Below are 20,733 nucleotides of genomic sequence, written 5' to 3' on the forward strand. Positions count from 1 at the left end.
GCGGGATAAAGACATGAACGTTGAAAAAATCTTTGCAAGTTTCGGTCTGCGATGGAGTGCCTGCGCGCTGGCGTTGTGTCTGTTGGCGAGCACGTCCATGGTTGCGCAGGCCGCGACGTTTGCTGTTCTACAGCAGCCGGCACTGCCGACCGCCAAGGCCGCGCGCGCGGTATTGCTTGGGTTGGCCCGGGCTGGCGAGCGTCTGGTGGCGGTAGGCGAGCGCGGCATCGTGCTGCTCTCGGATGACTCTGGAATGACTTGGCGCCAGGCCCGTGTGCCGGTCAGCGTCAGCCTGACCGCGGTGCAATTTGTCGATGCCGAGCAGGGCTGGGCGGTCGGTCATCTGGGCGTGGTGTTGCACACCGAGGACGGTGGTGAAACCTGGCACAAGCAACTCGACGGTGAGCGTGCCGCCGCGCTGGCGGTGCAGGCTGCGGAGCGCGATGCCCATCAGCCGGGCGGCGCCAGCAACCTTGCGCAGGCACGGCAGATGCTGGATGACGGGCCGGATAAACCGTTTCTCGACCTGTACTTCAGTGACCGCCTGCATGGCTACATCGTTGGCGCCTACAACCAGATCTATCGCACCGACGACGGCGGGCGAAACTGGCGACCGTGGATGCAGCATGTGGACAATCCGCAGGGCCTGAATCTGTATGGCATTCGCGCTTCGGGTAACGACCTGCTGCTGGTAGGAGAGCGCGGTCTGTTGTTGCGTTCGACCGATGCCGGGCATTCGTTCCAGCCTCTGAAATCACCTTATGAAGGCAGCTTTTTCGGTCTGCTCGGCACCCGCGGCGGAGCGTTGATCGCCTATGGATTGCGCGGCAACGCCTGGTGGTCCGAGGACCGTGGCAGCAGTTGGCGACGCCTCGACACCGGCATCGAATCAACACTGGCGACAGCCATCGAGTTGCGTGACGGCAGCCTGCTGTTGGCCAGTCAGAGCGGTGAACTGTTGTTCAGCCATGACCAGGGTCGCAGCTTCGACAAGCGCCAGAGTCGCAGCGGCGGGACGGTCGCTGCCGTGCAACAGACAGCCGACGGCAGTCTGGCCAGCGTCGGTTTGAGTGGCGTGGCCACTGATCAGGATCCACGGGCCTCCGCCAAACCTTGAAACTTCACGGTGTAGCGCTATCGGGCCATGGCCCGTGCAACAGGAGTCAGACTTGAAAGACGACAAAACCCAAACCGTGATCGGCCGCCTGGAAGACTTCGACCAGGCGTCGGGCAACTTCGCCGAGCGAATGATCTTCAACCATCGGCCGCTGGTGATCCTGCTGTGTCTGCTGGTGACGCTGGTGCTCGGTTGGCAAGCCACGCGCATCGGTATCAACGCCAGTTATGAGAAGACCATCCCTACGGGGCACCCCTATGTCGCCAACTTCCTGGAGAATCGCAGCGAGTTGAGCGGTCTGGGCAACTCGTTGCGGATCGCCGTGGAGGTCAAGCAGGGCAGCATCTTCACCAAGGATTACCTCGACACCCTGGCCAGGCTCAACGACGAGCTTTATCTGCTGCCGGGTGTCGATCGTCCCTATATGAAGTCGTTATGGACCCCGACCACCCGCTGGACCTCCGTGACCGAAGAGGGGCTCGATGGCGGCACCGTGATCCCCGACGATTACGATGGCTCGGCGACCAGCATCGAGCAGGTGCGGACCAACGTCGCCCGTTCCGGTGAGGTCGGCCAATTGGTCGCCGGTAACTTCAAGTCCAGCGTGATCTTCGTGCCGCTGCTGGAAATCAGTCCGCAGACCGGCAAAGCCCTGGACTACGGCGAGTTTTCCCGACAGCTGGAGGCGCTGCGGGACAAGTACCAGACCGATGAACTGCGCATCCACATCACAGGTTTTACCAAGATCGTCGGCGACCTGATCGAGGGGCTGACCCAGGTCTTGTTGTTCTTCGTGATGGCTGTGTTGGTGACCGTGGTTGTGCTTTACGGTTACACCCGTTGCGCACGCAGCACCCTGGTGGTGGTGACCTGTTCGCTGGTGGCCGTGCTCTGGCAGATGGGCCTGCTCGCGCTACTTGGGTACGAGCTGGACCCGTACTCGGCGCTGGTGCCGTTTCTGGTGTTTGCCATCGGCATGAGCCATGGCGCGCAGAAGATGAACGGCATCATGCAGGACGTCGGTCGTGGCACCCACCGGGTAGTGGCCGCGCGTTATACCTTTCGCCGACTGTTTGCCGCCGGGATGACCGCTTTGCTCTGCGATGCGGTGGGCTTCGCCGTATTGCTGCTGATCAACATCCGGGTGATTCAGGACCTGGCGATCACCGCCAGCCTCGGCGTGGCGGTGCTGATTTTCACCAACCTGATTCTGCTGCCGATCCTGCTCAGCTATATCGGTGTCAGCCCGGCAGCGGCGCAACGCAGCCTGAGTTCGGAAACCGCCGAGCTGCAAGCACAGATCAAGCATCCGTTGTGGCGTGTGCTCGATTTGTTCACCCAGCGGCGCTGGGCCATTGGCGCCATGCTGGGCGGCCTGCTGCTGGCAGCATTCGGTTTTGCCGTGAGCCTGAACCTGAAAATCGGCGATCTCGATCCTGGCGCCCCGGAGTTGCGCGCCGACTCGCGCTACAACCGCGACGCGCTGTTCATGACCCAAAACTATGCGGCCAGTTCCGATATTTTCGTGATCATGATCAAGACGCCGGAAGATCAGTGCACGCGCTATGCCAGCCTGTCTGCGGTGGACGCGTTGGCCTGGCAACTGGAGCAGTTGCCTGGCGTGGAGTCGACCACTTCAATGGCGGCGATGAGCAAGATCGCCACGGCCGGTTACAACGAAGGTAACTTCAAGTGGTATGAGCTGATCCCCAATGACGGCGCGCTGGGTGCGGTGCAGACCCGTGCACCGCGGGAGCTGTTCAATCAGGGCTGTTCGATGCTGTCGCTGTACGTTTACCTGTCCGATCACAAGGCCGATACCCTGAATCGGGTGGTGGAGGCGAGCGAAGCCTTCATCGCTGCGCATCAGGTGCCAGAGGTCAAATTCATGCTGGCCGCCGGCAGCGCCGGTATCGAAGCCGCGACCAATATCGTGGTGAAAAAATCCATGCACGAGATGCTGTTCTGGGTCTATGGCGCGGTCAGCCTGCTTTGCCTGCTGACCTTCCGTAGCTGGCGTGCAACCCTTTGCGCGATGCTGCCGCTGATGCTCACCTCGATTCTTTGCGAGGCGCTGATGGTGGGTCTGGGAATGGGGGTGAAAGTCGCGACACTGCCGGTCATCGCGCTTGGCGTGGGCATCGGCATCGACTATGCGCTCTATGTATTGAGCGTGATCCTGGCTCGGATGCGTGCCGGTGACACCCTGGCCCAGGCCTATTACCAAGCACTCTTGTTCACCGGCAAAGTGGTATTGCTGACCGGCATGACACTGGCGGTCGCGGTATCGACCTGGGCCTTCTCGCCGATCAAATTCCAGGCCGACATGGGCATCCTGCTGGCCTTCATGTTCCTGGTGAACATGCTCGGTGCCTTGATCCTGCTGCCGGCACTGGCCTGGCTACTGCTGCCGCAGAAGGTCTTCGCAAAAAAGCCTGAGGCGAGCGTGCTTGTGGAGTGGGTCAAGGAGAGCTGAAGGGGCTCGGCACGCCGGACCCTGTGGGAGCAGGCTTGCTCGCTCCCACAGGTCTCGCGTTTTAACTGACGGGAATCAGGCCTTGGCCTTTTCCATCGATACAGCCAGTGGGGCCGAACGGGCAATCACGCTGATGATGGTCAGTGCTGCAATCACCAACCCGGGGGAGGTCGCCAGCAATACGCCGGTGGTGCCGGCCCCGGCCGCCAGAATCTGCCCAGCGGCCAAGGGCCCGGCGACTGATCCCAGGCGCCCGATGGCCACTGCCGCGCCGACGCCGGTGGCACGCACCGAGGTTGGGTACGACGGCGGTGCCAGGGCGTAAAGCACCAGTTGCGCAGCCATCACAAACAACCCTGCGGCAAACCCGGCGATGCCCATTGGGACAATGCCCACCGACAGGCCGACCCCGGCCAGCGCCACCAGCAATCCGGTATAGACAAACAGCACCACCTTGATGCCGTTACAGCGATCCAGCAGCACCCCGCCGAGCAGGGAGCCGAGGGCGCCGCCGATATTGAACAGCATCTGCACCAGGCCCGCCTGGGGTTTGCTGAAACCCTGTTCCAGCAGCAGTGACGGCAGCCAGTTGAGCAACATGTACATCACGGTCAGGGTGAAGAAGTAGCTCAGCCACAACGCCAGGGTGACGCGAGCCCGGCCTTCGCCGAACAGTGCCTGGCCGGTTGAAGCGCGCGCCACATTGACAGTCCCTTGCTGCTGGCGAAAGGCGCTGGACTCGGGCAGCAACAGGATCATCAGCGGCACCACCAGCAACGGTGCGAGACCGCCGATGATGAAGGTCGCCTGCCAATGATCGGTGAACAGCATGGCGACCACCGCCGCCAGTGCTCCACCCAACGGCACGCCGGCATACATGATGCTGATGGCGGTACCACGGCGTTGTTCACCCACGGCTTCGGCGCACAGGGCGATCAGGTTGGGCAGGGCGGCGCCCAGGCCCAGGCCGGTCATGAAGCGCGCCAACAGCAGGCTGGAGAAAGTGCTGACGTAGGCAGTGCTGAGCGAGAACACGCCGAACAGCAGCACGGCGCCGATGAGGATTTTCTTGCGACCGATGCGATCGGCAATCCAGCCGCCGAAGAAGGCGCCCGGTAGCAAGCCAATGATGCCGGCACTGAACACCCAGCCCATCATTTTCGGGTCCAGGGCAAAGGTTTGACGCAGGCCCGCGGCGGCAGTGCCGGCAGCTTGCAGGTCGAAGCCTTCAATCAGTGCAACGATAAAACACAGGGCGATGGTCAGCGTCGTACGACGTGATGGGGTGTCCATGGCGAACCTCATTTATTGTTTTTGTGGGTGTGCTGACGGATGAACGCGAGCCTGCTCGCCTCAAGCGACGATAGGCTGGAATTAAGATTAACAAAGATAACTAAAAAATGAACGGTCAAGGGTATTCGCTGGAAAATGTCATTAATTCCATTTAAATCAATGTTATGGCGTATTGGCGAAGATGGATCTAAAAAATAGATAATAATATTAATGTTCGTTTATCGGTCATTGTGGATTGACGCCACCCTCAGCTCTTTCCATTCTCTGGCCTGAGATTCCTGGGGCAACCCTAGCGATCCCGTTCAAAAAACAACAACAATAAGTGGACATCGAACATGCCAACGCTCCCTTGGAACGCCCTTGCGGCGACTTCAGCCTTACCTGTTCGCGCACCTTGCCTGGTCCTGTTGGGCTTGAGTGTGATTGCCACCCCGGCGCTGGCCGAAGGCTTTATTGACGACAGCCACGGCACCTTGACCTTGCGCAATTACTACCTGGATCGGGACTACAAGGATGACGGGGCGAAAACCGCGACCAGGGAATGGGCTCAGGGTTTCATCATGAATGTGGAGTCGGGCTTTACCCCCGGGACTGTCGGCTTCGGCCTGGATGCCCGCGGGCTGATGGGGGTGAAGCTGGACTCGTCGCCGGACCGCAGCGGCACCGAGTTGCTGCCGGTGTCCAGCAGCGACAAGCGCGCGGCGGACGAATATTCGCGCTTGGCCATGACCGCCAAGATGCGCTTTGCCCAGACCATGGTGAAGACCGGTGATGTGTCGATCTTCCTGCCGTTCGCTTTCGCCAGCCCGTCGCGACTACTGCCGCAGACTTTTCGCGGCACCACCCTCAGTTCCAAGGACATCGACGGGCTGACCCTCAACACTGGCTACATCGATCGCATCAACAAGCGTGATTCCACGGACTACCAGCCGATGAGCATCGCCTCGCCGAACCGGCGTTTCAACGGCGCGGCCACTTCATCGCACATGGCCTATGTCGGCGGCGATTATCAGGTGAACAAGGACCTCAGTCTGCGTGCCTATCACGCCGAAGTGGCGGACCTGTACCAGCAGAACACCCTGGCCTTGCTGCACAATCTGCAAGTGGGCGAGGGCACGCTGACCACCGATCTGCGCAGTTTTTTCAGCGACGAAGATGGCAGCGCCAAGGCCGGCAAGGTGGACAACCGCAACTTGTCGGCGCTGTTCGGCTATCGCTTCGGCGGTCATCGCCTGAGCCTGGGTTATATGCATGCCAGTGGCGACACCGCGACGCCTTATGTGTCGGGCACCGAGTTGATGGGCATGAGTGAGCTGACCATGAGTTCGGACTTCCTCAATGCCAAGGAGCGGACCTGGCAGGCGATGTACGACTATGACTTTGCCGCCGCCGGGGTGCCCGGGCTGAAGAGCCGGCTACGTTATGTGCGCGGTGACCATATCGAGCTGACGGCACTGAATGCCGACGACCGTAAGGAGCGAGAATTCCAGATGGAGCTGGGGTATGTCATCCAGAGTGGCCCGCTGAAGAACGTCGGGCTGATGGCGCGCAAGTCGATCTATCGCAATGACTTCCCCGCCGGCGCGGCATTTCGCGATGAAAACCAGACCCGCTTTCTGGTGCTCTACACCGTACCGATCTGGTAAGTCGTTTTACCTGCCACGAGGCCGGCCGTTCCCCCCAGGAACGCGCCGGCGTTGGCGTTTCAGGCCTGATAGACCTTCTTCAGCAGCCTGAGCAGTTCTTCGCGTTCCTGGCTGTCGAGGTTGGACGTTGCATCCATGTCGCTCTCGGCCGCGATCAGTTTCAGCTCCTTGAGCAGGGCCTCGCCGGTCTTGCTGAGGAAAATCCCATAGGAGCGCTTGTCCGGTTTGCAGCGCACCCGCACCGCCAGTGCCCGGCTTTCCAGTTTGTTCAGCAGCGGCACCACTTGCGGTGGCTCGATGGTCAAAGCCTTGGCCAGATCGGCCTGCATCAGCCCGGGATTCTGGTCGATGATCGCCAGGGCCGAGAACTGCGCCGGTCGCAAGTCATGGGCCGAGAGTCGGCCAATGAGGTTCTGGAACAGTTTCAGCTGCGCCCGGCGCATGGCGTAACCGATCAGATCGTCCAGGGCGGAATCCAGCGGCGCCTGGGTTTCGGCGCTGTCGGCAGGGGCCTCGGGGGCGGCGGCAATCTTGGAAGACTTGGCCATTGCAGGGTGAATCCTCAGGCTGGCGGTTAAGAAGACTATCTAGTTTGCCGAGGTTGGCCGGGGATAGCCATGACCTCTTTCAGATCTCTAGGCGTTGCGCCTGTTTTCGAGACAAAAAATATTCGGTTAATTTCATTAATAGTTAATTGACATAACTAATATTGGAGTTTAGTTTTTACCCATCGTCAAGCCAAGAACAAGAGAGCAACGCCATGAGCAATTACGAAGGTCGCTGGACAACCGTCAAGGTCGAGATCGAGGAGGGCATCGCCTGGGTCATCCTCAACCGCCCGGAAAAACGCAACGCCATGAGCCCGACACTGAACCGCGAGATGATCGACGTTCTGGAAACCCTGGAGCAGGATCCAGACGCCGGCGTGCTGGTGTTGACCGGTGCGGGTGAAGCCTGGACTGCAGGCATGGACCTCAAGGAATACTTCCGCGAAGTGGACGCTGGCCCGGAAATCCTTCAGGAAAAAATTCGTCGCGAAGCCTCTCAATGGCAATGGAAACTGCTGCGTATGTATGCCAAGCCAACCATCGCCATGGTTAACGGTTGGTGCTTCGGTGGCGGTTTCAGCCCGTTGGTGGCCTGCGACTTGGCAATCTGCGCCGATGAAGCGACCTTCGGCCTGTCGGAAATCAACTGGGGCATCCCGCCAGGCAACCTGGTGAGCAAGGCCATGGCCGACACCGTGGGCCATCGCCAGTCGCTGTACTACATCATGACCGGCAAGACCTTTGGCGGGCAGAAAGCCGCCGAGATGGGCCTGGTCAACGAGAGCGTACCCCTGGCGCAACTGCGTGAAGTGACGATCGAGCTGGCGCGTAACCTGCTGGAGAAAAACCCGGTGGTGCTGCGGGCGGCCAAGCACGGCTTCAAGCGTTGCCGTGAACTGACCTGGGAGCAGAACGAAGATTACCTCTACGCCAAGCTCGATCAGTCGCGCCTGCTAGACACCGAAGGTGGCCGCGAGCAGGGCATGAAGCAGTTCCTCGACGACAAGAGCATCAAGCCCGGTCTGCAGGCTTACAAACGCTGAAACCCGGCATTGAATCAGGGCGAGCTGGCCGGGCGATCGAGCGTCTGCCAGCTGTTCGCCCCGGCGCCCAGGCGCTACTGTGAGCCCCTCGAACGTATTCCCGATAAAGACAATAAAGAGGAATCACCATGCTGGACGTGCCCCTGCTGATTGGCGGCCAGTCGTGCCCCGCCCGAGACGGACGAACCTTCGAACGGCGTAATCCGGTGACCGGCGAAGTCGTGTCGCGGGTTGCCGCCGCCACTCTGGAAGATGCCGATGCTGCGGTCGCCGCGGCCAAAGCGGCATTCCCCGCTTGGGCGGCCCTGGCCCCTAATGAACGACGCACCCGGTTGTTGCGTGCGGCCGAGCAGTTGCAGGCCCGCAGCGCGGAATTCATCGCAGCGGCCGGCGAGACCGGCGCCATGGCCAACTGGTACGGTTTCAATGTGCACCTGGCGTCGAACATGCTGCGTGAAGCGGCGTGCATGACCACCCAGATCACCGGCGAAGTCATTCCCTCCGATGTGCCCGGCAGCTTCGCCATGGCCTTGCGGCAACCCTGCGGCGTGGTGCTGGGCATCGCGCCGTGGAACGCTCCGGTGATCCTCGCCACCCGCGCCATCGCCATGCCGTTGGCCTGCGGCAACACCGTGGTGCTCAAGGCGTCGGAACTGAGCCCGGCGGTGCACCGGCTGATCGGCCAGGTGTTGCAGGACGCAGGCCTCGGTGATGGCGTGGTCAACGTCATCAGCAACGCGCCCCAGGATGCCGCGGCGATTGTCGAGCGGCTGATCGCCAACCCGGCGGTGCGTCGGGTCAACTTCACCGGCTCGACTCATGTCGGGCGCATCGTCGGTGAATTGTCGGCGCGTCATCTCAAACCGGCGTTGCTGGAACTGGGAGGCAAGGCGCCGTTCCTGGTGTTGGAGGATGCCGACCTGGATGCAGCGGTGGAGGCTGCAGCCTTTGGCGCCTTCTTTAATCAGGGGCAGATTTGCATGTCCACCGAGCGCCTGATCGTCGATGCCAAAGTGGCCGATGCCTTTGTCGCCAAACTCGCGGCGAAGATCGCCACCTTGCCCGCCGGCAACCCCAACGCCGAAGGTTCGGTGCTCGGTTCACTGGTGGACAGCAGCGCCGGTGAACGCATCAAATTGTTGATCGACGATGCCCTCGACAAGGGAGCAACTTTGGTCACGGGTGGCCAGCTTGCGGGCAGTATTCTGCAGCCGACCTTGCTCGACGGCGTCACCGATGCCATGCGCCTGTACCGTGAAGAGTCCTTCGGCCCGGTGGCGGTGGTGTTGCGTGGCGAGGGCGAGGAAGCACTGCTGCGCCTGGCCAACGATTCCGAGTTCGGTCTGTCGGCGGCGATCTTCAGCCGCGACACTGGCCGTGCTCTGGCCCTGGCTCAGCGGGTCGAGTCGGGCATCTGCCATATCAACGGCCCGACCGTGCACGACGAGGCGCAGATGCCCTTCGGCGGGGTCAAGTCCAGCGGCTATGGCAGTTTTGGCGGCAAGGCGTCCATCGAGCATTTCACCCAGTTACGCTGGGTGACCTTGCAGAACGGCCCGCGGCACTACCCGATCTGAGCATCCGCCGTACCGTCGGGCAAGCGAACGCTTGAGAGCAATCGTTGCCCGTGTGCAGGCAGACATAACAATAAAGAGGCTGCAGCCACTGGCTGCCATGCCCCGGTTGAACGCATTTCTGCGAGCCGGTGGCGTGCCTTGATGGAGAGCAAGCACGTGAGTTCCGAATTCAGATCGACACGCCAGATCGAAGCCAACGCACCGCGCTATCGCCAGGTGTCCATCGGCAATCCTGCGGTCGAGGTCAGCGAAGAGCAGGGCATCCTGCATATGCGCTCCCTGGAACCCTTGGCCAAGTTGCCTGCACGTTTGCTGGATCGCCTGGTGCATTGGGCCCATGTGCGCCCGCAACAGACCTTTATCGCTGCTCGCCAGAACGGCGGCGACTGGCGCCGGGTGAGTTACGCCGAGATGCTGACCAGCGTCCGCGCCATTGCCCAACGCCTGCTCAGTTATGGGCTTTCGGCCGAACGACCGCTGGCGATCTTCTCGGGCAACGACGTCGAGCATTTACAGATTGCCTTGGGCGCGATGTATGCCGGGATTCCTTATTGCCCGGTTTCTCCTGCCTATTCGCTGTTGTCCCAGGATTTCGCCAAGCTGCGGCATGTCTGCAATCTGCTGCAACCGGGCCTGGTGTTCGTCAGCGACGCTGCGGCCTATCAGCGGGCGATCGATGCGGTGCTGCCGGCCGAAACGCCGCTGATCACCGTGCGCGGTCAAATTCCTGGCCGCAATCAGGCGAGCTTTGCCAGCCTGCTGGAACAACCCGGCAGTGCCGAGGCCGATTATGCTTTTGCGGCTACCGGGCCGGACAGCATCGCCAAGTTCCTGTTTACCTCAGGCTCCACCAAGTTGCCCAAGGCAGTGATCACCACCCAGCGCATGCTCTGTGCCAACCAGCAGATGCTGTTGCAGACCTTCCCGGTGTTCGGCGAAGAACCTCCGGTGCTGGTGGACTGGCTGCCGTGGAATCACACCTTCGGCGGCAGCCATAACGTCGGGATCGTGCTGTACAACGGCGGCACTTTTTATCTGGACGACGGCAAGCCGACCGTCCAGGGTTTTGCTGAAACACTGCGCAACCTCAAGGAAATATCGCCCACCGCGTACCTCACCGTGCCTAAAGGCTGGGAAGAACTGGTCAACGCGCTGGAGCAGGACGGCGAGTTGCGTGAATGTTTCTTCTCGCGCATGAAACTGTTCTTTTTCGCCGCCGCCGGTTTGTCCCAACGCGTTTGGGATCGCCTGGACCGGGTTGCCGAACTGCATTGTGGCGAACGCATTCGTATGATGGCCGGGCTCGGCATGACTGAGGCGGCACCGTCCTGCACGTTCACCACCGGGCCATTGTCCATGGCCGGCTACATCGGCCTGCCGGCACCCGGTTGCGAAGTGCGGCTGGTGCCGGTGGACGGCAAGCTGGAGGGGCGTTTTCGCGGGCCGCACATCATGCCGGGTTACTGGCGTGCGCCGCAGCAGACCGCTGAAGTGTTCGACGAGCAGGGCTTTTACTGTTCCGGCGACGCGTTGAAACTGGCCGACGCCCGCGATCCGCAACTGGGGTTGATGTTTGACGGGCGCATCGCCGAGGACTTCAAGCTGAGCTCCGGCGTGTTTGTCAGCGTCGGCCCGTTGCGCAATCGCGCAGTGCTCGAAGGTTCACCCTATGTTCAGGACTTGGTGGTGGCCGCGCCGGACCGTGAGTGCCTGGGTGCGCTGGTCTTTCCCCGTCTTTACGAATGCCGACGTCTGGCCGGTTTGAGTGCGCACGCCAGCGATGCCGAAGTCCTGGCCAGCGCGCCGGTGCGAGATTGGTTCGGCGATTGGCTGCAAAGGCTCAACCGCGACGCCACCGGCAATGCCAGCCGCCTGGAATGGATTGCACTGCTCGACGAACCCGCCTCCATCGACCGCGGTGAAATCACCGACAAGGGCTCGATCAACCAGCGCGCGGTGTTGCAGTGGCGCGCCGACAAGGTCGAGGCGCTGTATCGCGGCGAAGAACCTTCCATCTTGCGTGCCGGACCTCTGCCATGAGTGGAGTGGGGCAGTATTCGAGCTTTGGCGATGTGGCCATTTTCGAAGCACTGCGCACGCCTTGGGTCGATCTCGGCGGGGCCTTGGCCCAGGTTTCGCCGATCGACCTGGGGATCAAGGTCGGGCGCGAGGTGCTGGCCCGCGCCGCTATCGATCCATCTTTGGTCGATAGTGTGTTGGCCGGCTCCATGGCTCAGGCCAGTTTCGATGCTTACCTGCTGCCTCGGCATATCGGCCTTTACAGTGGCGTGCCGCAAGAGACTCCGGCACTGGGTGTGCAGCGCATCTGCGCCACTGGTTTCGAACTCTTGCGGCAGGCCGCCAGGCAGCTGGATGACGGCGTGCAGTTAGCCCTGTGCGTGGCGGCTGAATCCATGTCGCGCAACCCGATTGCCGCCTATACCCACCGCAGCGGTTTCCGGCTCGGTGCGGGCGTGGAATTCAAGGACTTTCTCTGGGAAGCCCTCTACGACCCGGCCCCGGGCGTAGACATGATCACCACCGCCGACAACCTGGCCCGGCGGCACGGCCTGAGCCGCGAAGAGGTGGATCGTTACGCCCTCGACAGCCATCAATTGGCGCAGCAGGCCCAGGCCGATGGCTGGTTTGAACCGGAGCTGGTGGCGCTCGGCAATGAGCGCTTTGAACTGACTGGCTATCAGCCACGGAGTATCCAGTTGCCACGGGGCGTAGACCGCGTGACTCGCGACAGTCATCCGCGACCCACCGATCTGGACGCCTTGGGCCGGTTGCGGGCGGTGCATGCCGGCGGTGTGCAAACGGCTGGCAACAGTTGCGCGGTGGTCGATGGCGCGGCGGCCGCGCTGGTGGGGCGAGCGTCTGCGGCCCGGCGTCCGGCGTTGGCCCATTTGCTGGCCAGTGCCGTGGTGGGCGTGGCACCGGAATTCATGGGGATAGGGCCGGCGCCAGCCATCCAGTTGCTGCTGCAACGCAGTGGGCTGACCCTTGGTGAAATCGGCTTGCTGGAAATCAATGAGGCCCAGGCCGCTCAGGTATTGGCTGTGGCCCAGGCGCTTGAACTGGACGGTGATCGGCTCAACCGGCGGGGCGGCTCGATTGCTTTGGGGCATCCCTTGGCCGCCACGGGTTTGCGCCTGGTGCTGACCCTGGCCAGGCAATTGCGCGAGGGCAATCTACGTTATGGCATTGCGGCCGCGTGTGTCGGTGGCGGGCAGGGCATGGCTCTGCTGATCGAAAACCCGGCGTATCAAGGCTGAAGCAGAACCCCGAGGTCTTTGCTGCAGTCAGCCCAATCCTTGCGTCACTGTCTTGCGTTACTATGCAGACCCACCTTTCTGGAAGTTGCCTGGATGAGTAAGCCCGGTCAAACGGTGCTGGTCGCGTTGCGCAAGATGATCGCCTCGGGCGAGCTGGCGGCTGGCGAGCGCTTGATGGAAATTCCCACAGCAGAGTTGTTTGGTGTCTCGCGGATGCCGGTGCGCATGGCGTTCCGCACGCTGGAGCAGGAAGGTTTGCTGGTGCGCTTTGGCGGGCGTGGGTTTCAGGTGCGTTCGGTCAGCCCCGATGACATTGCCGGCGCGGTTGAAGTGCGGGGTGTACTCGAAGGCCTGGCGGCGCGTCAGACCGCCGAGCGCGGGCTATCGGACGAGGCCCGGGCGACCCTTGAACAGTGCCTGATGCAAGGTGATCAGCTGTTCGACAAGGGGTTTGTGACCATCGAGGACCTGGAGGTCTATCACGACCTCAACATGCGTTTTCACGAGGTGATTGTCGAAGGCAGCCATAATCCGGCGATCGCCGACGCACTGGCGCGCAACGACCACTTGCCCTTCGCTTCGGTAACAGCCCTGGCTGTGGACCGTAACGACATGGTCCGGGAATACCGACGCTTCAACTACGCCCACATGCAACACCATTCGGTGTTCGATGCCTTGGTCAACCGCCAGGGCGCGCGTGCCGAAGCGATCATGCGCGAGCACGCCAACGCCACGCTGCGCTACGCCGAGATCTTCGGCTCGGCGACGGCCGAAGAGCGGATGAAGGTCATCCTCCGCTCGGAATAGGCGCGACTCTTTCAGATATCCAGCACCAGCATCGGCGTTTTCGAGCGCGAGCAGCAAGGGGTGAACTGGTCGTTGCAGGCCTGTTCATCCTCGGTGAGGAACAGGTCACGGTGTTCCGGCACGCCCTCGAGAACCCGAGTCAGGCAGGTGCCACAAATACCCTGTTCGCAAGAAATGGCGATCTCGATGCCCTGGTTTTGCAGCACCTGCACCACGCTCTTGTCGGCCGGCACCTCGAAGACCTGGCCGCTGCTGGCGACCTTGATCGAGAAACTGCCATCGGCGCCAGTGTCGACGGGGGTGGCGGCGAAGTACTCGCGATGCAGGCATTGCTCCTGCCAGCCTTTGGCCTTGGCCGTGTCCAGCACATGCTGCATAAAACCGCCGGGGCCACACACATATAAATGCACATCGTTCTGAGGTGTGGCCAGGACCTTGGCCGCGTCCAGCGCGGTGTCGGGTTCCTGATCGAAATGCAGGAATACCCGGTGGGCAAAAGGCGAGTGTTGCAGGCGTTCGACAAAGGCTGCGCGCTCTCGCGAACGGGCGCAGTAGTGCAGTTCGAAATCCGCGCCGCTGTGGGCCAGGCGCTCGGCCATGCACAGGGTCGGGGTAATGCCGATACCGCCGGCGAAGAGCAGGCTGCGCCGGGCCTCATGTGCCAATGGAAACAGGTTGCGCGGCTCACTGATAGACAGCCGCGTGCCGGGGTGGATCTGCTCGTGCATGGCCAGTGAACCACCGCGAGAGGTCGGATCCTTGAGCACGCCAATCAGGTAGCGATGCCGTTCTTCAGGGTGGTTGCACAGGGAGTATTGCCGGATCAAGCCGCCGGGCAGGTGCACATCGATATGGGCACCGGCGCTGAAGGTCGGCAGCGGTTGATCATCGAGGCTGGCCAGCTCGTAGCTGCAGATGTCCTGGGCTTCGTTGTTGCGGGATACCACCAGGACTTCGATCATGCCATTGACTCCTGCAGCGTTTGTTCCTGGGCAATCAGGCGTTCCAGAACACGGCGCGACTGCACGCCGCCGGCGTCGATATTGAGCTTGAGCAAGTTGCGCTGGGGATGGCTGAGCAGGTTCTGTTGCTGGCGCTCGAGCATCTCCAGGTCCTCGCTGAAAATCTTGCCCTGACCCTCGCGAATGCTCGCGGTCAAGGCTTCATCCTGCGGGTTGAAATTGCGTGCCATGCCCCAGAAGTACCAGATAGAGGTTTCGGTTTGCGGCGTGATGAAGTCGACGACGATGCTCGACGCCTTGAACTGTTGGGGGGCGTGATAACCACCTTTGCCGGCATGGGCCACACCGACTTCGATCAGCACATGACTGGGCGGGGTGAAGCGGCAGATCTGCCAGCGGTCCACTGGTACATCATCGGCCAGGTTGTTGCCGCGCAGGGCCATGCGCCAGAAGGGCGGGGCCATGATGTTTTCCATGTGCCGGGCGGTCACCACCTCGTCGCCGTCGACCGTGGTCACCGGCGGTGCTTCGTCGATTTCCTTTTGGCCAATGCTGGACGCGTGAACGTAGGTTTCGTGAGTCAGGTCCATCAGATTGTCGATCATCAGGCGATAGTCGCACTGGATGTGGAACAGGCCGCCGCCATAGGCCCACTCATCGCTGTCCGCCCATTCCAGATGATGGATCAGCGCCGGGTCGGCCAACGCCTGATCGCCGGGCCAGACCCAGACAAATCCATAACGCTCGACCACGGCGAATGTCTTGTTGCACGGAAAGCCGCGAACCCGCTGCCCGGGCATTTCCACGGTCTTGCCGTCGCAGCCCATCACCAGGCCGTGATAGCCGCATACCAGGTTTCCGTTTTCCACATAGCCCAAAGACAGCGGTGCGCCGCGATGAGGGCAGAAGTCTTCGACAGCCGCCACCTTGCCTTCATGCCCGCGGTAGAAAACCATCTTTTCACCACAGATCTGACGGCCTAGCGGCTTGTCGGCAATTTCATCGGGTGTACAGGCGACGTACCAGGTGTTCTTGGGGTACATGGAGATTCTCCAAGGCTGTTTTTGTTGTTTAGTGGATCCATTAATGTTGATTTATAGGGTGTTTGTCAAACTGATTCTGTTTGTTAACGATTTTATGGATCCATTGGCGTAGTTCTAGCCCTCTGCCAAGCCAGCCGGATCCGAAGCGGATCATCCCGGATGTCAGCTTCGGAATCGGTCGATTCTGGTGCCCCGTATCAATGCTCTTTGGCTTTCCTGATCCTGATCAAAATAAACAGCAGGACGCAGAGCGCGAGCGGAGTCATGGCTAGCAAGGCGTCTCTCGCGGAAATGTCCGCGCCCATGACGTGCAGCCCCGAGTAGAACAGCTTGAACAGGCTTAACAAGTAATAGGTGATGGCGATAATCGACAAGCCTTCGACGGCGCGCTGGATTTTGATTTGAGTATCGGCGCGGGCGTTCAGGCTCTTCAGGATTTCCGAGTTCTGTTCTTCCATTTCGACCTGGACACGGGCCTGCAACAGGTCCCCGAGGTTGGCCACGCTTTCGGCCAGTTGCTCCAGGCGTTGTTCGGTGACGGCGCAGTATCTGACCGTGGGTTTGAAGCGCCTTTCGATGAAGATACCCAGTCGCTGGCAATCACCCACATGACTTTCGCGCAGTTCGCCCAGGCGTTCGAAAACCAGCTGTGCATAGGCTTGGGTGGCGCTGAAGCGGTGTCGGGTTTTTGCGTTACTGCTGACCACTTGCGCCGACAGGTTGGCAATATCGGTCAGCAACGCTTTCGCATTTCCGGTATCGGGGCCGGCGTTACGTTCCGAAAGGTTGACCAGGGTCTTGTCGAAGACGTTGAGCTGAGCGCTCAAGGCTTTCGCGGTGATGAGTGAAAGCGAAGCCATCATTCGGTAGGTTTCGATTTCCAGCAGGCGGCGGATCATCCGTCCCAAGCGATAGGCATTCAGGCGTTTGTTCACGAAGAGAAAACGGTTGGTGCCATCCTCGCTCAGGCGAAAATCGCTCCAGACCGTCGCATCGCCACCGCCGATGCAAGAGCCGCTGGGATCCTTGAATCCATAAACGGACAGATCGCCGGAAAAAGACGTATCGGTGCGCACCACAATCTGCACAGCGTTGATCACGTGCTGCATGAAAGGCTCGACCCGGTCCATCAAGGCCCTGGGTGGCGGGCTCCAGCATGGTTCCTGACTGGAGGAGGGCACCACCAGCGTCAGCGTCAGGAACTCTGCGTGCCGTTCCCACTTCAAGGCATGGCCCTCCAACTCGGTGATGCCCTGAGCCGCTTCCGGGTCGACCGGGCCGGGGCAGCAGCGACTCAGCAAGGTGTCGCACTGCCCGTCATTCGCCAGAAACGCCAGATGAAACACATGGGCGGGCTCATCGAAATACAGAGACGGGCGCGCGTGCAACTCGTTGTGCAGGATCAGTCTTTGCGGATGCATGCTGTTTGGGCCATGTTGGAGTTGTTTGTTCTTGGGACTGGATGCCCCATTCTTGAGTCACAAACAAAACCGGCGATCGACCAATGCCAGTCAGCCAAGCCGCAATCCCTGTAGGAGCGGGTTTGTGTGGCGAGGGGGCTTGCCCCCGTTGGGGTGCGAAGCGACCCTAGAACCAGTCACCGCGATCTTTAGTCAGAAACGCGGTGTCCTGATTTACGACTGCTTCGCAGCCGAACGGGGGCAAGCCCCCTCGCCACACAAGCCCACTCCCTCAGGTTTAACGCAACGCTGTACAGAACGCCCGAATCGCCTCGCAGGCCTGGCGCAATGAAGCGTCATCCAGCGCATAGGCAATACGAATGTAGGGGCCAAGGCCGAACGCACTGCCATGCACCACGGCCACATCCGCTTCGTCGAGCAGCGCGTGGGCGACATCTTCGTCGGTGTGCAGCACTCGACCAGCGGGTGAGGTGCGGCCGATCAGCCCTGCACAAGAGGCGAACGCGTAGAACGCGCCCGCCGGGCTCACGCATTCCAGCCCCGGCGTGTCGTTCAGCAGCGCCACCATCAAATCGCGCCGGCCCTGGAAAGCGGCACGGCTTTCGCGGATGAAGTCTTTCGGCCCCTCCAGCGCGGCGAGTGCGGCTTGCTGCGAAACCGAGCTCGCGCCCGAGGTCTGCTGGCCCTGCAGTTTTTCCATGGCCTCCAGCAACCAGCGCGGCCCGGTGGCAAAACCGATGCGCCAGCCGGTCATGGCGTAGGCCTTGGAGACACCGTTCATGGTCAGGGTTCGCGGCGCCAGTCGTGGCTCCACCTGGGCCAGGGTGTAGAACGCTTGATCGTCGAAGATCAGGTGTTCATAGATGTCATCGGCCAGAATCAGCACGTGGGGATGATCCAGTAACACAGCCGCCAGGGCACGAAGTTCCACCTCGCTGTACACCGCACCGGTCGGATTGGACGGTGAGTTGAGAATCAACCAACGGGTCTGCGGGGTGATCGCGGCGGCCAGTGCCGCAGGCGTCAGCTTGAAACCGGTATCGGCGTCGCAGGTGACGATCCGCGCTTCACCGCCGCACAGTTGCACCATTTCCGGGTAACTGACCCAGTACGGCGCCGGCACGATGACCTGGTCGCCCTCGTTGAGGGTGGCGGCCAGGGCGTTGTAGATCACCTGTTTGCCACCGTTGCAAACCAGCGTGTCTTGCCAGCTCACGTCCAGACCATTTTCGCGCCGGAACTTGGCCGCCACCGCTTCTCGCAACGAGCGCACACCGGCCACCTGGGTGTAGCGGGTGTGGCCATGCTCGATGGCGTGAATGGCCGCTTCACGCACATGTTTGGGGGTATCGAAATCGGGCTCGCCGGCACACAGCGAAATGATCTTCGCCCCTTGTGCCCGGCGTTCCGCCACTCGATCCATGATCCGATAAGTCGCCGAGGGCTGTGCGCTGGCCAGGCGCTGGTTGAGGCGCTGAATGTCGATGCTCATGCCCGGGTTCTCCAGTCTGTCAGGTTCATCAGTTCCAGGGTCGAGCGGCCTTCGGTCAGCGCCTGCATCATCTGCGCTTCCTTGTTCGCCCGCGCTTCGCCTTCGGCGAGGGTACGTGCTGCATCGGCCTTGGGGATGATGATCACGCCGTCGTCGTCAGCCACCACCAGGTCGCCCGGCGCCACAAAAGCACCATTGAAATTGAACGGTTGTCCCACTGAGGGGGCGCTGGCCTTGACCGTGCCTTTGACCGAGATGCCACGGGCAAATACCGGGAACTGGCGTTTCTTCAAGGCGGCGATATCGCGTACGCCCCCATCGATTACCAAACCGACCACGCCCGCCGCTTCGGCCGCCACGGTGAGCACCTCGCCCCAATAACCGGCGATGAAACCACCGGTGCCCACGACCAGTACGCTGCCACGGGGCACGCGTTCCATCGCCAGATGCAGGGCCAGGTTATCGCCCGGCGAACATTCCAGCGGGTAGGCGGGGGCGGCGATAAAGGCGCCGTCCCAGATCGGGCGGATCGCACTGTCAACCGCGCAGGGCAGATGGGACGCTTCATACAGCGTCGAGGTGCCCAGTACTTTTGCCCGCGCGCGAAAATCCGGGGGGAAGGGGAGCGTGGTCATCAGACTTTCCTCTGCAGGTTGTGGTAACCCAATGCAGCACGGGCTTCTTTGAGGGTTTTGCCTTGAGCGATCAGGGCGCGAATGTCGGCTTCGACCGATTCGATCTGACGGGCACACGCCGCCACTTCAGCGGCTCGGGCGCGAGGCACGATCACCACGCCGTTGGCATCGGCGACCACGATGTCACGGGAGCAGACCCGTGCCGTGCCGATGGACACCGGCTGGTTGACCGACTGCACTTGCACGCGGTCTTTGCCGGTGCGCATGAAGCGACCTTTGCTGAAGATCGGGTAGCCATCACCCAGCGCCTTGTTCACATCGCGGCACACCCCGTCGATGACCGTGGCGGCGATCTGTCGGATGCCGGCGTACTGGGTCATGATGTCGCCCCAAACGGTGCAGTCGGTACGGCCGCCGTTGTCGATCACCACCACGTCGCCGGGTGCGACGTCTTCGATGAAATCACCCACCGTGCCCGGCGGAACACTGGCCGAGACGTACTGCACGGTGAACGCCGGTCCGACGATGACCTTGGCGTAATTGTCCAGCGGCGCCACGTCGAGGCATTGACCGGGCAGGCCGAGCTTGTCCAGGGCATCGGAGACGCCCGGAGTGTCGAGGCCTTCAAACAAGGCGACCAGGGTTTGATCTTCAAGATTCATCAGATGTGCTCCACGCGGATCGCTTCGAACTGGGTGTCGTGCATCACCTCGGCCACCGAGCGACCGCTGCGCACGGCCTCGACCATGCCGTCCTGACGGCGGGCGATGCGTTCGCCAAGATCGATGACCTTTTCGATATGGGTTTGTGGGACGAATACGGTTCCGCAGGTATCGGCAATGACATAGTCATCCTCGCTGACGTCGACACCGCCCACCTTGATCGTCACCGCGGCATCGATCTGCACCACTCGGTTGCGCGCACTGATCATGGTGACCCCACGGCCATAAACCGGGTAACCAATTGCTTCGCTGCCGTCGATGTCGCGGCTGAAACCGTCGATCACCGTGCCGCGTACGTGCTTGCCGGCCGCCGCGTTGGCGAGGATGTCGCCCCAGCAGGAAATCCCTTCGATACCGCCGGCGATCACCAGCACACGATCGTCGCTGTTGATCTGTTCCACCACCGGGGTAATCAGGTGCACGGTCGGTAGGGTGTCGGATTTGGGCGCCAGCAAGACGGTACTGGCGCGGCCGACGATCTTCGGGCAGTTCCACAGCGGGCGTAGCCCCACGGTGGCGCCCGGCAGGCCGAGGAAGTCGAGCGCATCGGAGACCGTGTTGGTATCCAGCGCCGCCAAGCGATCCAGCAAACTTTTATTGATCATGGGAAAGCCCCAGTGGTGACGGAGGCGCCCAGTGTCGGCGAGGCTATTTGATAGGTATATTACTAATC

Annotated in this window: 17 protein-coding genes; 8 read left to right on the forward strand and 9 right to left on the reverse strand. The window is 61.5% G+C overall.

What is annotated here, in order from left to right; all coding sequences use genetic code 11:
• The first annotated feature begins 13 nt into the window (after positions 1–13).
• Positions 14–1,117, forward strand: coding sequence for a WD40/YVTN/BNR-like repeat-containing protein (locus tag ACQKPC_RS15065; protein WP_427625333.1), 1,104 nt, complete (start codon positions 14–16; stop codon positions 1,115–1,117).
• Between the two features lie 52 nt (positions 1,118–1,169).
• Positions 1,170–3,593, forward strand: coding sequence for an efflux RND transporter permease subunit (locus ACQKPC_RS15070; protein WP_427625334.1), 2,424 nt, complete (start codon positions 1,170–1,172; stop codon positions 3,591–3,593).
• A 75-nt stretch (positions 3,594–3,668) separates the two neighbouring features.
• On the opposite strand, the gene mhpT is transcribed toward ACQKPC_RS15070, so the two are convergent.
• On the reverse strand, positions 3,669–4,886 hold the full coding sequence (mhpT, locus tag ACQKPC_RS15075) for a 3-(3-hydroxy-phenyl)propionate transporter MhpT (RefSeq protein ID WP_427625335.1): 1,218 nt from the start codon (positions 4,884–4,886) through the stop codon (positions 3,669–3,671).
• A gap of 335 nt (positions 4,887–5,221) precedes the next feature.
• Between mhpT and ACQKPC_RS15080 the strand changes: the two genes are divergently transcribed.
• The gene (locus tag ACQKPC_RS15080; protein WP_427625336.1) at positions 5,222–6,532 is read left to right on the forward strand and encodes an OprD family porin; all 1,311 of its coding nucleotides are present in this window, start codon (positions 5,222–5,224) and stop codon (positions 6,530–6,532) included.
• A gap of 59 nt (positions 6,533–6,591) precedes the next feature.
• Here ACQKPC_RS15080 and ACQKPC_RS15085 read toward each other — a convergent pair whose 3' ends face one another.
• Positions 6,592–7,080, reverse strand: a complete 489-nt coding sequence (locus tag ACQKPC_RS15085) for a MarR family winged helix-turn-helix transcriptional regulator (RefSeq protein ID WP_063340120.1) — start codon at positions 7,078–7,080, stop codon at positions 6,592–6,594.
• A 212-nt stretch (positions 7,081–7,292) separates the two neighbouring features.
• Here ACQKPC_RS15085 and ACQKPC_RS15090 point away from each other — a divergent pair, with 212 nt between their 5' ends.
• The 5 genes from ACQKPC_RS15090 (at position 7,293) to ACQKPC_RS15110 (ending at position 13,785) form a co-directional block, all read left to right on the forward strand.
• Complete coding sequence (locus ACQKPC_RS15090; protein WP_007895816.1) at positions 7,293–8,123, forward strand: p-hydroxycinnamoyl CoA hydratase/lyase; 831 nt, start codon at positions 7,293–7,295, stop codon at positions 8,121–8,123.
• Positions 8,124–8,251: 128 nt separating this feature from the next.
• On the forward strand, positions 8,252–9,700 hold the full coding sequence (locus ACQKPC_RS15095; RefSeq protein ID WP_427625337.1) for an aldehyde dehydrogenase: 1,449 nt from the start codon (positions 8,252–8,254) through the stop codon (positions 9,698–9,700).
• 156 nt (positions 9,701–9,856) lie between these two features.
• Positions 9,857–11,740, forward strand: a complete 1,884-nt coding sequence (locus ACQKPC_RS15100) for a feruloyl-CoA synthase (protein WP_427625339.1) — start codon at positions 9,857–9,859, stop codon at positions 11,738–11,740.
• The gene (locus ACQKPC_RS15105) at positions 11,737–12,978 is read left to right on the forward strand and encodes a thiolase family protein (protein WP_427625341.1); all 1,242 of its coding nucleotides are present in this window, start codon (positions 11,737–11,739) and stop codon (positions 12,976–12,978) included. Before ACQKPC_RS15100 ends, ACQKPC_RS15105 begins: the two co-directional genes overlap by 4 nt.
• 93 nt (positions 12,979–13,071) lie before the next feature.
• Entirely contained in the window at positions 13,072–13,785 is a 714-nt protein-coding gene (locus ACQKPC_RS15110) for a GntR family transcriptional regulator (RefSeq protein ID WP_007895809.1), read from the forward strand.
• A gap of 11 nt (positions 13,786–13,796) precedes the next feature.
• Here the strand turns inward: ACQKPC_RS15110 and ACQKPC_RS15115 are convergent, their stop codons facing one another.
• The 7 genes from ACQKPC_RS15115 to ACQKPC_RS15145 form a co-directional block, all read right to left on the reverse strand.
• Positions 13,797–14,747: a PDR/VanB family oxidoreductase gene (locus ACQKPC_RS15115; RefSeq protein ID WP_427625342.1), complete on the reverse strand. Its 951-nt coding sequence runs from the start codon at positions 14,745–14,747 to the stop codon at positions 13,797–13,799.
• The gene (locus ACQKPC_RS15120; RefSeq protein WP_427625344.1) at positions 14,744–15,790 is read right to left on the reverse strand and encodes a Rieske 2Fe-2S domain-containing protein; all 1,047 of its coding nucleotides are present in this window, start codon (positions 15,788–15,790) and stop codon (positions 14,744–14,746) included. Before ACQKPC_RS15120 ends, ACQKPC_RS15115 begins: the two co-directional genes overlap by 4 nt.
• Before the next feature lie 197 nt (positions 15,791–15,987).
• Entirely contained in the window at positions 15,988–17,211 is a 1,224-nt protein-coding gene (locus ACQKPC_RS15125; RefSeq protein ID WP_427625345.1) for a DUF3422 domain-containing protein, read from the reverse strand.
• A 277-nt stretch (positions 17,212–17,488) separates the two neighbouring features.
• Positions 17,489–18,703 carry a pyridoxal phosphate-dependent aminotransferase gene (locus ACQKPC_RS15130; RefSeq protein WP_427625346.1) on the reverse strand — a complete coding sequence of 405 codons (1,215 nt, stop codon included), beginning with the start codon at positions 18,701–18,703 and terminating at the stop codon, positions 17,489–17,491.
• Entirely contained in the window at positions 18,700–19,338 is a 639-nt protein-coding gene (locus ACQKPC_RS15135; protein WP_427625348.1) for an RraA family protein, read from the reverse strand. Before ACQKPC_RS15135 ends, ACQKPC_RS15130 begins: the two co-directional genes overlap by 4 nt.
• Entirely contained in the window at positions 19,338–20,000 is a 663-nt protein-coding gene (locus tag ACQKPC_RS15140; RefSeq protein WP_427625350.1) for an RraA family protein, read from the reverse strand. The genes ACQKPC_RS15135 and ACQKPC_RS15140 overlap by 1 nt, the downstream gene beginning before the upstream one ends.
• Positions 20,000–20,665, reverse strand: coding sequence for an RraA family protein (locus tag ACQKPC_RS15145; protein WP_427625352.1), 666 nt, complete (start codon positions 20,663–20,665; stop codon positions 20,000–20,002). The genes ACQKPC_RS15140 and ACQKPC_RS15145 overlap by 1 nt, the downstream gene beginning before the upstream one ends.
• Positions 20,666–20,733 lie beyond the last annotated feature (68 nt).

It is taken from the genome of Pseudomonas sp. NPDC089918, assembly GCF_050280605.1.
GTDB lineage: Bacteria > Pseudomonadota > Gammaproteobacteria > Pseudomonadales > Pseudomonadaceae > Aquipseudomonas.

Bases quoted from the DNA above. Each gene is read 5' to 3' on its own strand.
- mhpT (WP_427625335.1), bottom strand. From the start codon at position 4,886: ATGGACACCCCATCACGTCGTACGACGCTGACCATCGCCCTGTGTTTT.
- ACQKPC_RS15080 (WP_427625336.1), top strand. From the start codon at position 5,222: ATGCCAACGCTCCCTTGGAACGCCCTTGCGGCGACTTCAGCCTTACCT.
- ACQKPC_RS15065 (WP_427625333.1), top strand. From the start codon at position 14: ATGAACGTTGAAAAAATCTTTGCAAGTTTCGGTCTGCGATGGAGTGCC.
- ACQKPC_RS15130 (WP_427625346.1), bottom strand. From the start codon at position 18,703: ATGAGCATCGACATTCAGCGCCTCAACCAGCGCCTGGCCAGCGCACAG.
- ACQKPC_RS15120 (WP_427625344.1), bottom strand. From the start codon at position 15,790: ATGTACCCCAAGAACACCTGGTACGTCGCCTGTACACCCGATGAAATT.
- ACQKPC_RS15135 (WP_427625348.1), bottom strand. From the start codon at position 19,338: ATGACCACGCTCCCCTTCCCCCCGGATTTTCGCGCGCGGGCAAAAGTA.
- ACQKPC_RS15105 (WP_427625341.1), top strand. From the start codon at position 11,737: ATGAGTGGAGTGGGGCAGTATTCGAGCTTTGGCGATGTGGCCATTTTC.
- ACQKPC_RS15125 (WP_427625345.1), bottom strand. From the start codon at position 17,211: ATGCATCCGCAAAGACTGATCCTGCACAACGAGTTGCACGCGCGCCCG.
- ACQKPC_RS15140 (WP_427625350.1), bottom strand. From the start codon at position 20,000: ATGAATCTTGAAGATCAAACCCTGGTCGCCTTGTTTGAAGGCCTCGAC.
- ACQKPC_RS15085 (WP_063340120.1), bottom strand. From the start codon at position 7,080: ATGGCCAAGTCTTCCAAGATTGCCGCCGCCCCCGAGGCCCCTGCCGAC.
- ACQKPC_RS15115 (WP_427625342.1), bottom strand. From the start codon at position 14,747: ATGATCGAAGTCCTGGTGGTATCCCGCAACAACGAAGCCCAGGACATC.
- ACQKPC_RS15090 (WP_007895816.1), top strand. From the start codon at position 7,293: ATGAGCAATTACGAAGGTCGCTGGACAACCGTCAAGGTCGAGATCGAG.
- ACQKPC_RS15110 (WP_007895809.1), top strand. From the start codon at position 13,072: ATGAGTAAGCCCGGTCAAACGGTGCTGGTCGCGTTGCGCAAGATGATC.
- ACQKPC_RS15145 (WP_427625352.1), bottom strand. From the start codon at position 20,665: ATGATCAATAAAAGTTTGCTGGATCGCTTGGCGGCGCTGGATACCAAC.
- ACQKPC_RS15095 (WP_427625337.1), top strand. From the start codon at position 8,252: ATGCTGGACGTGCCCCTGCTGATTGGCGGCCAGTCGTGCCCCGCCCGA.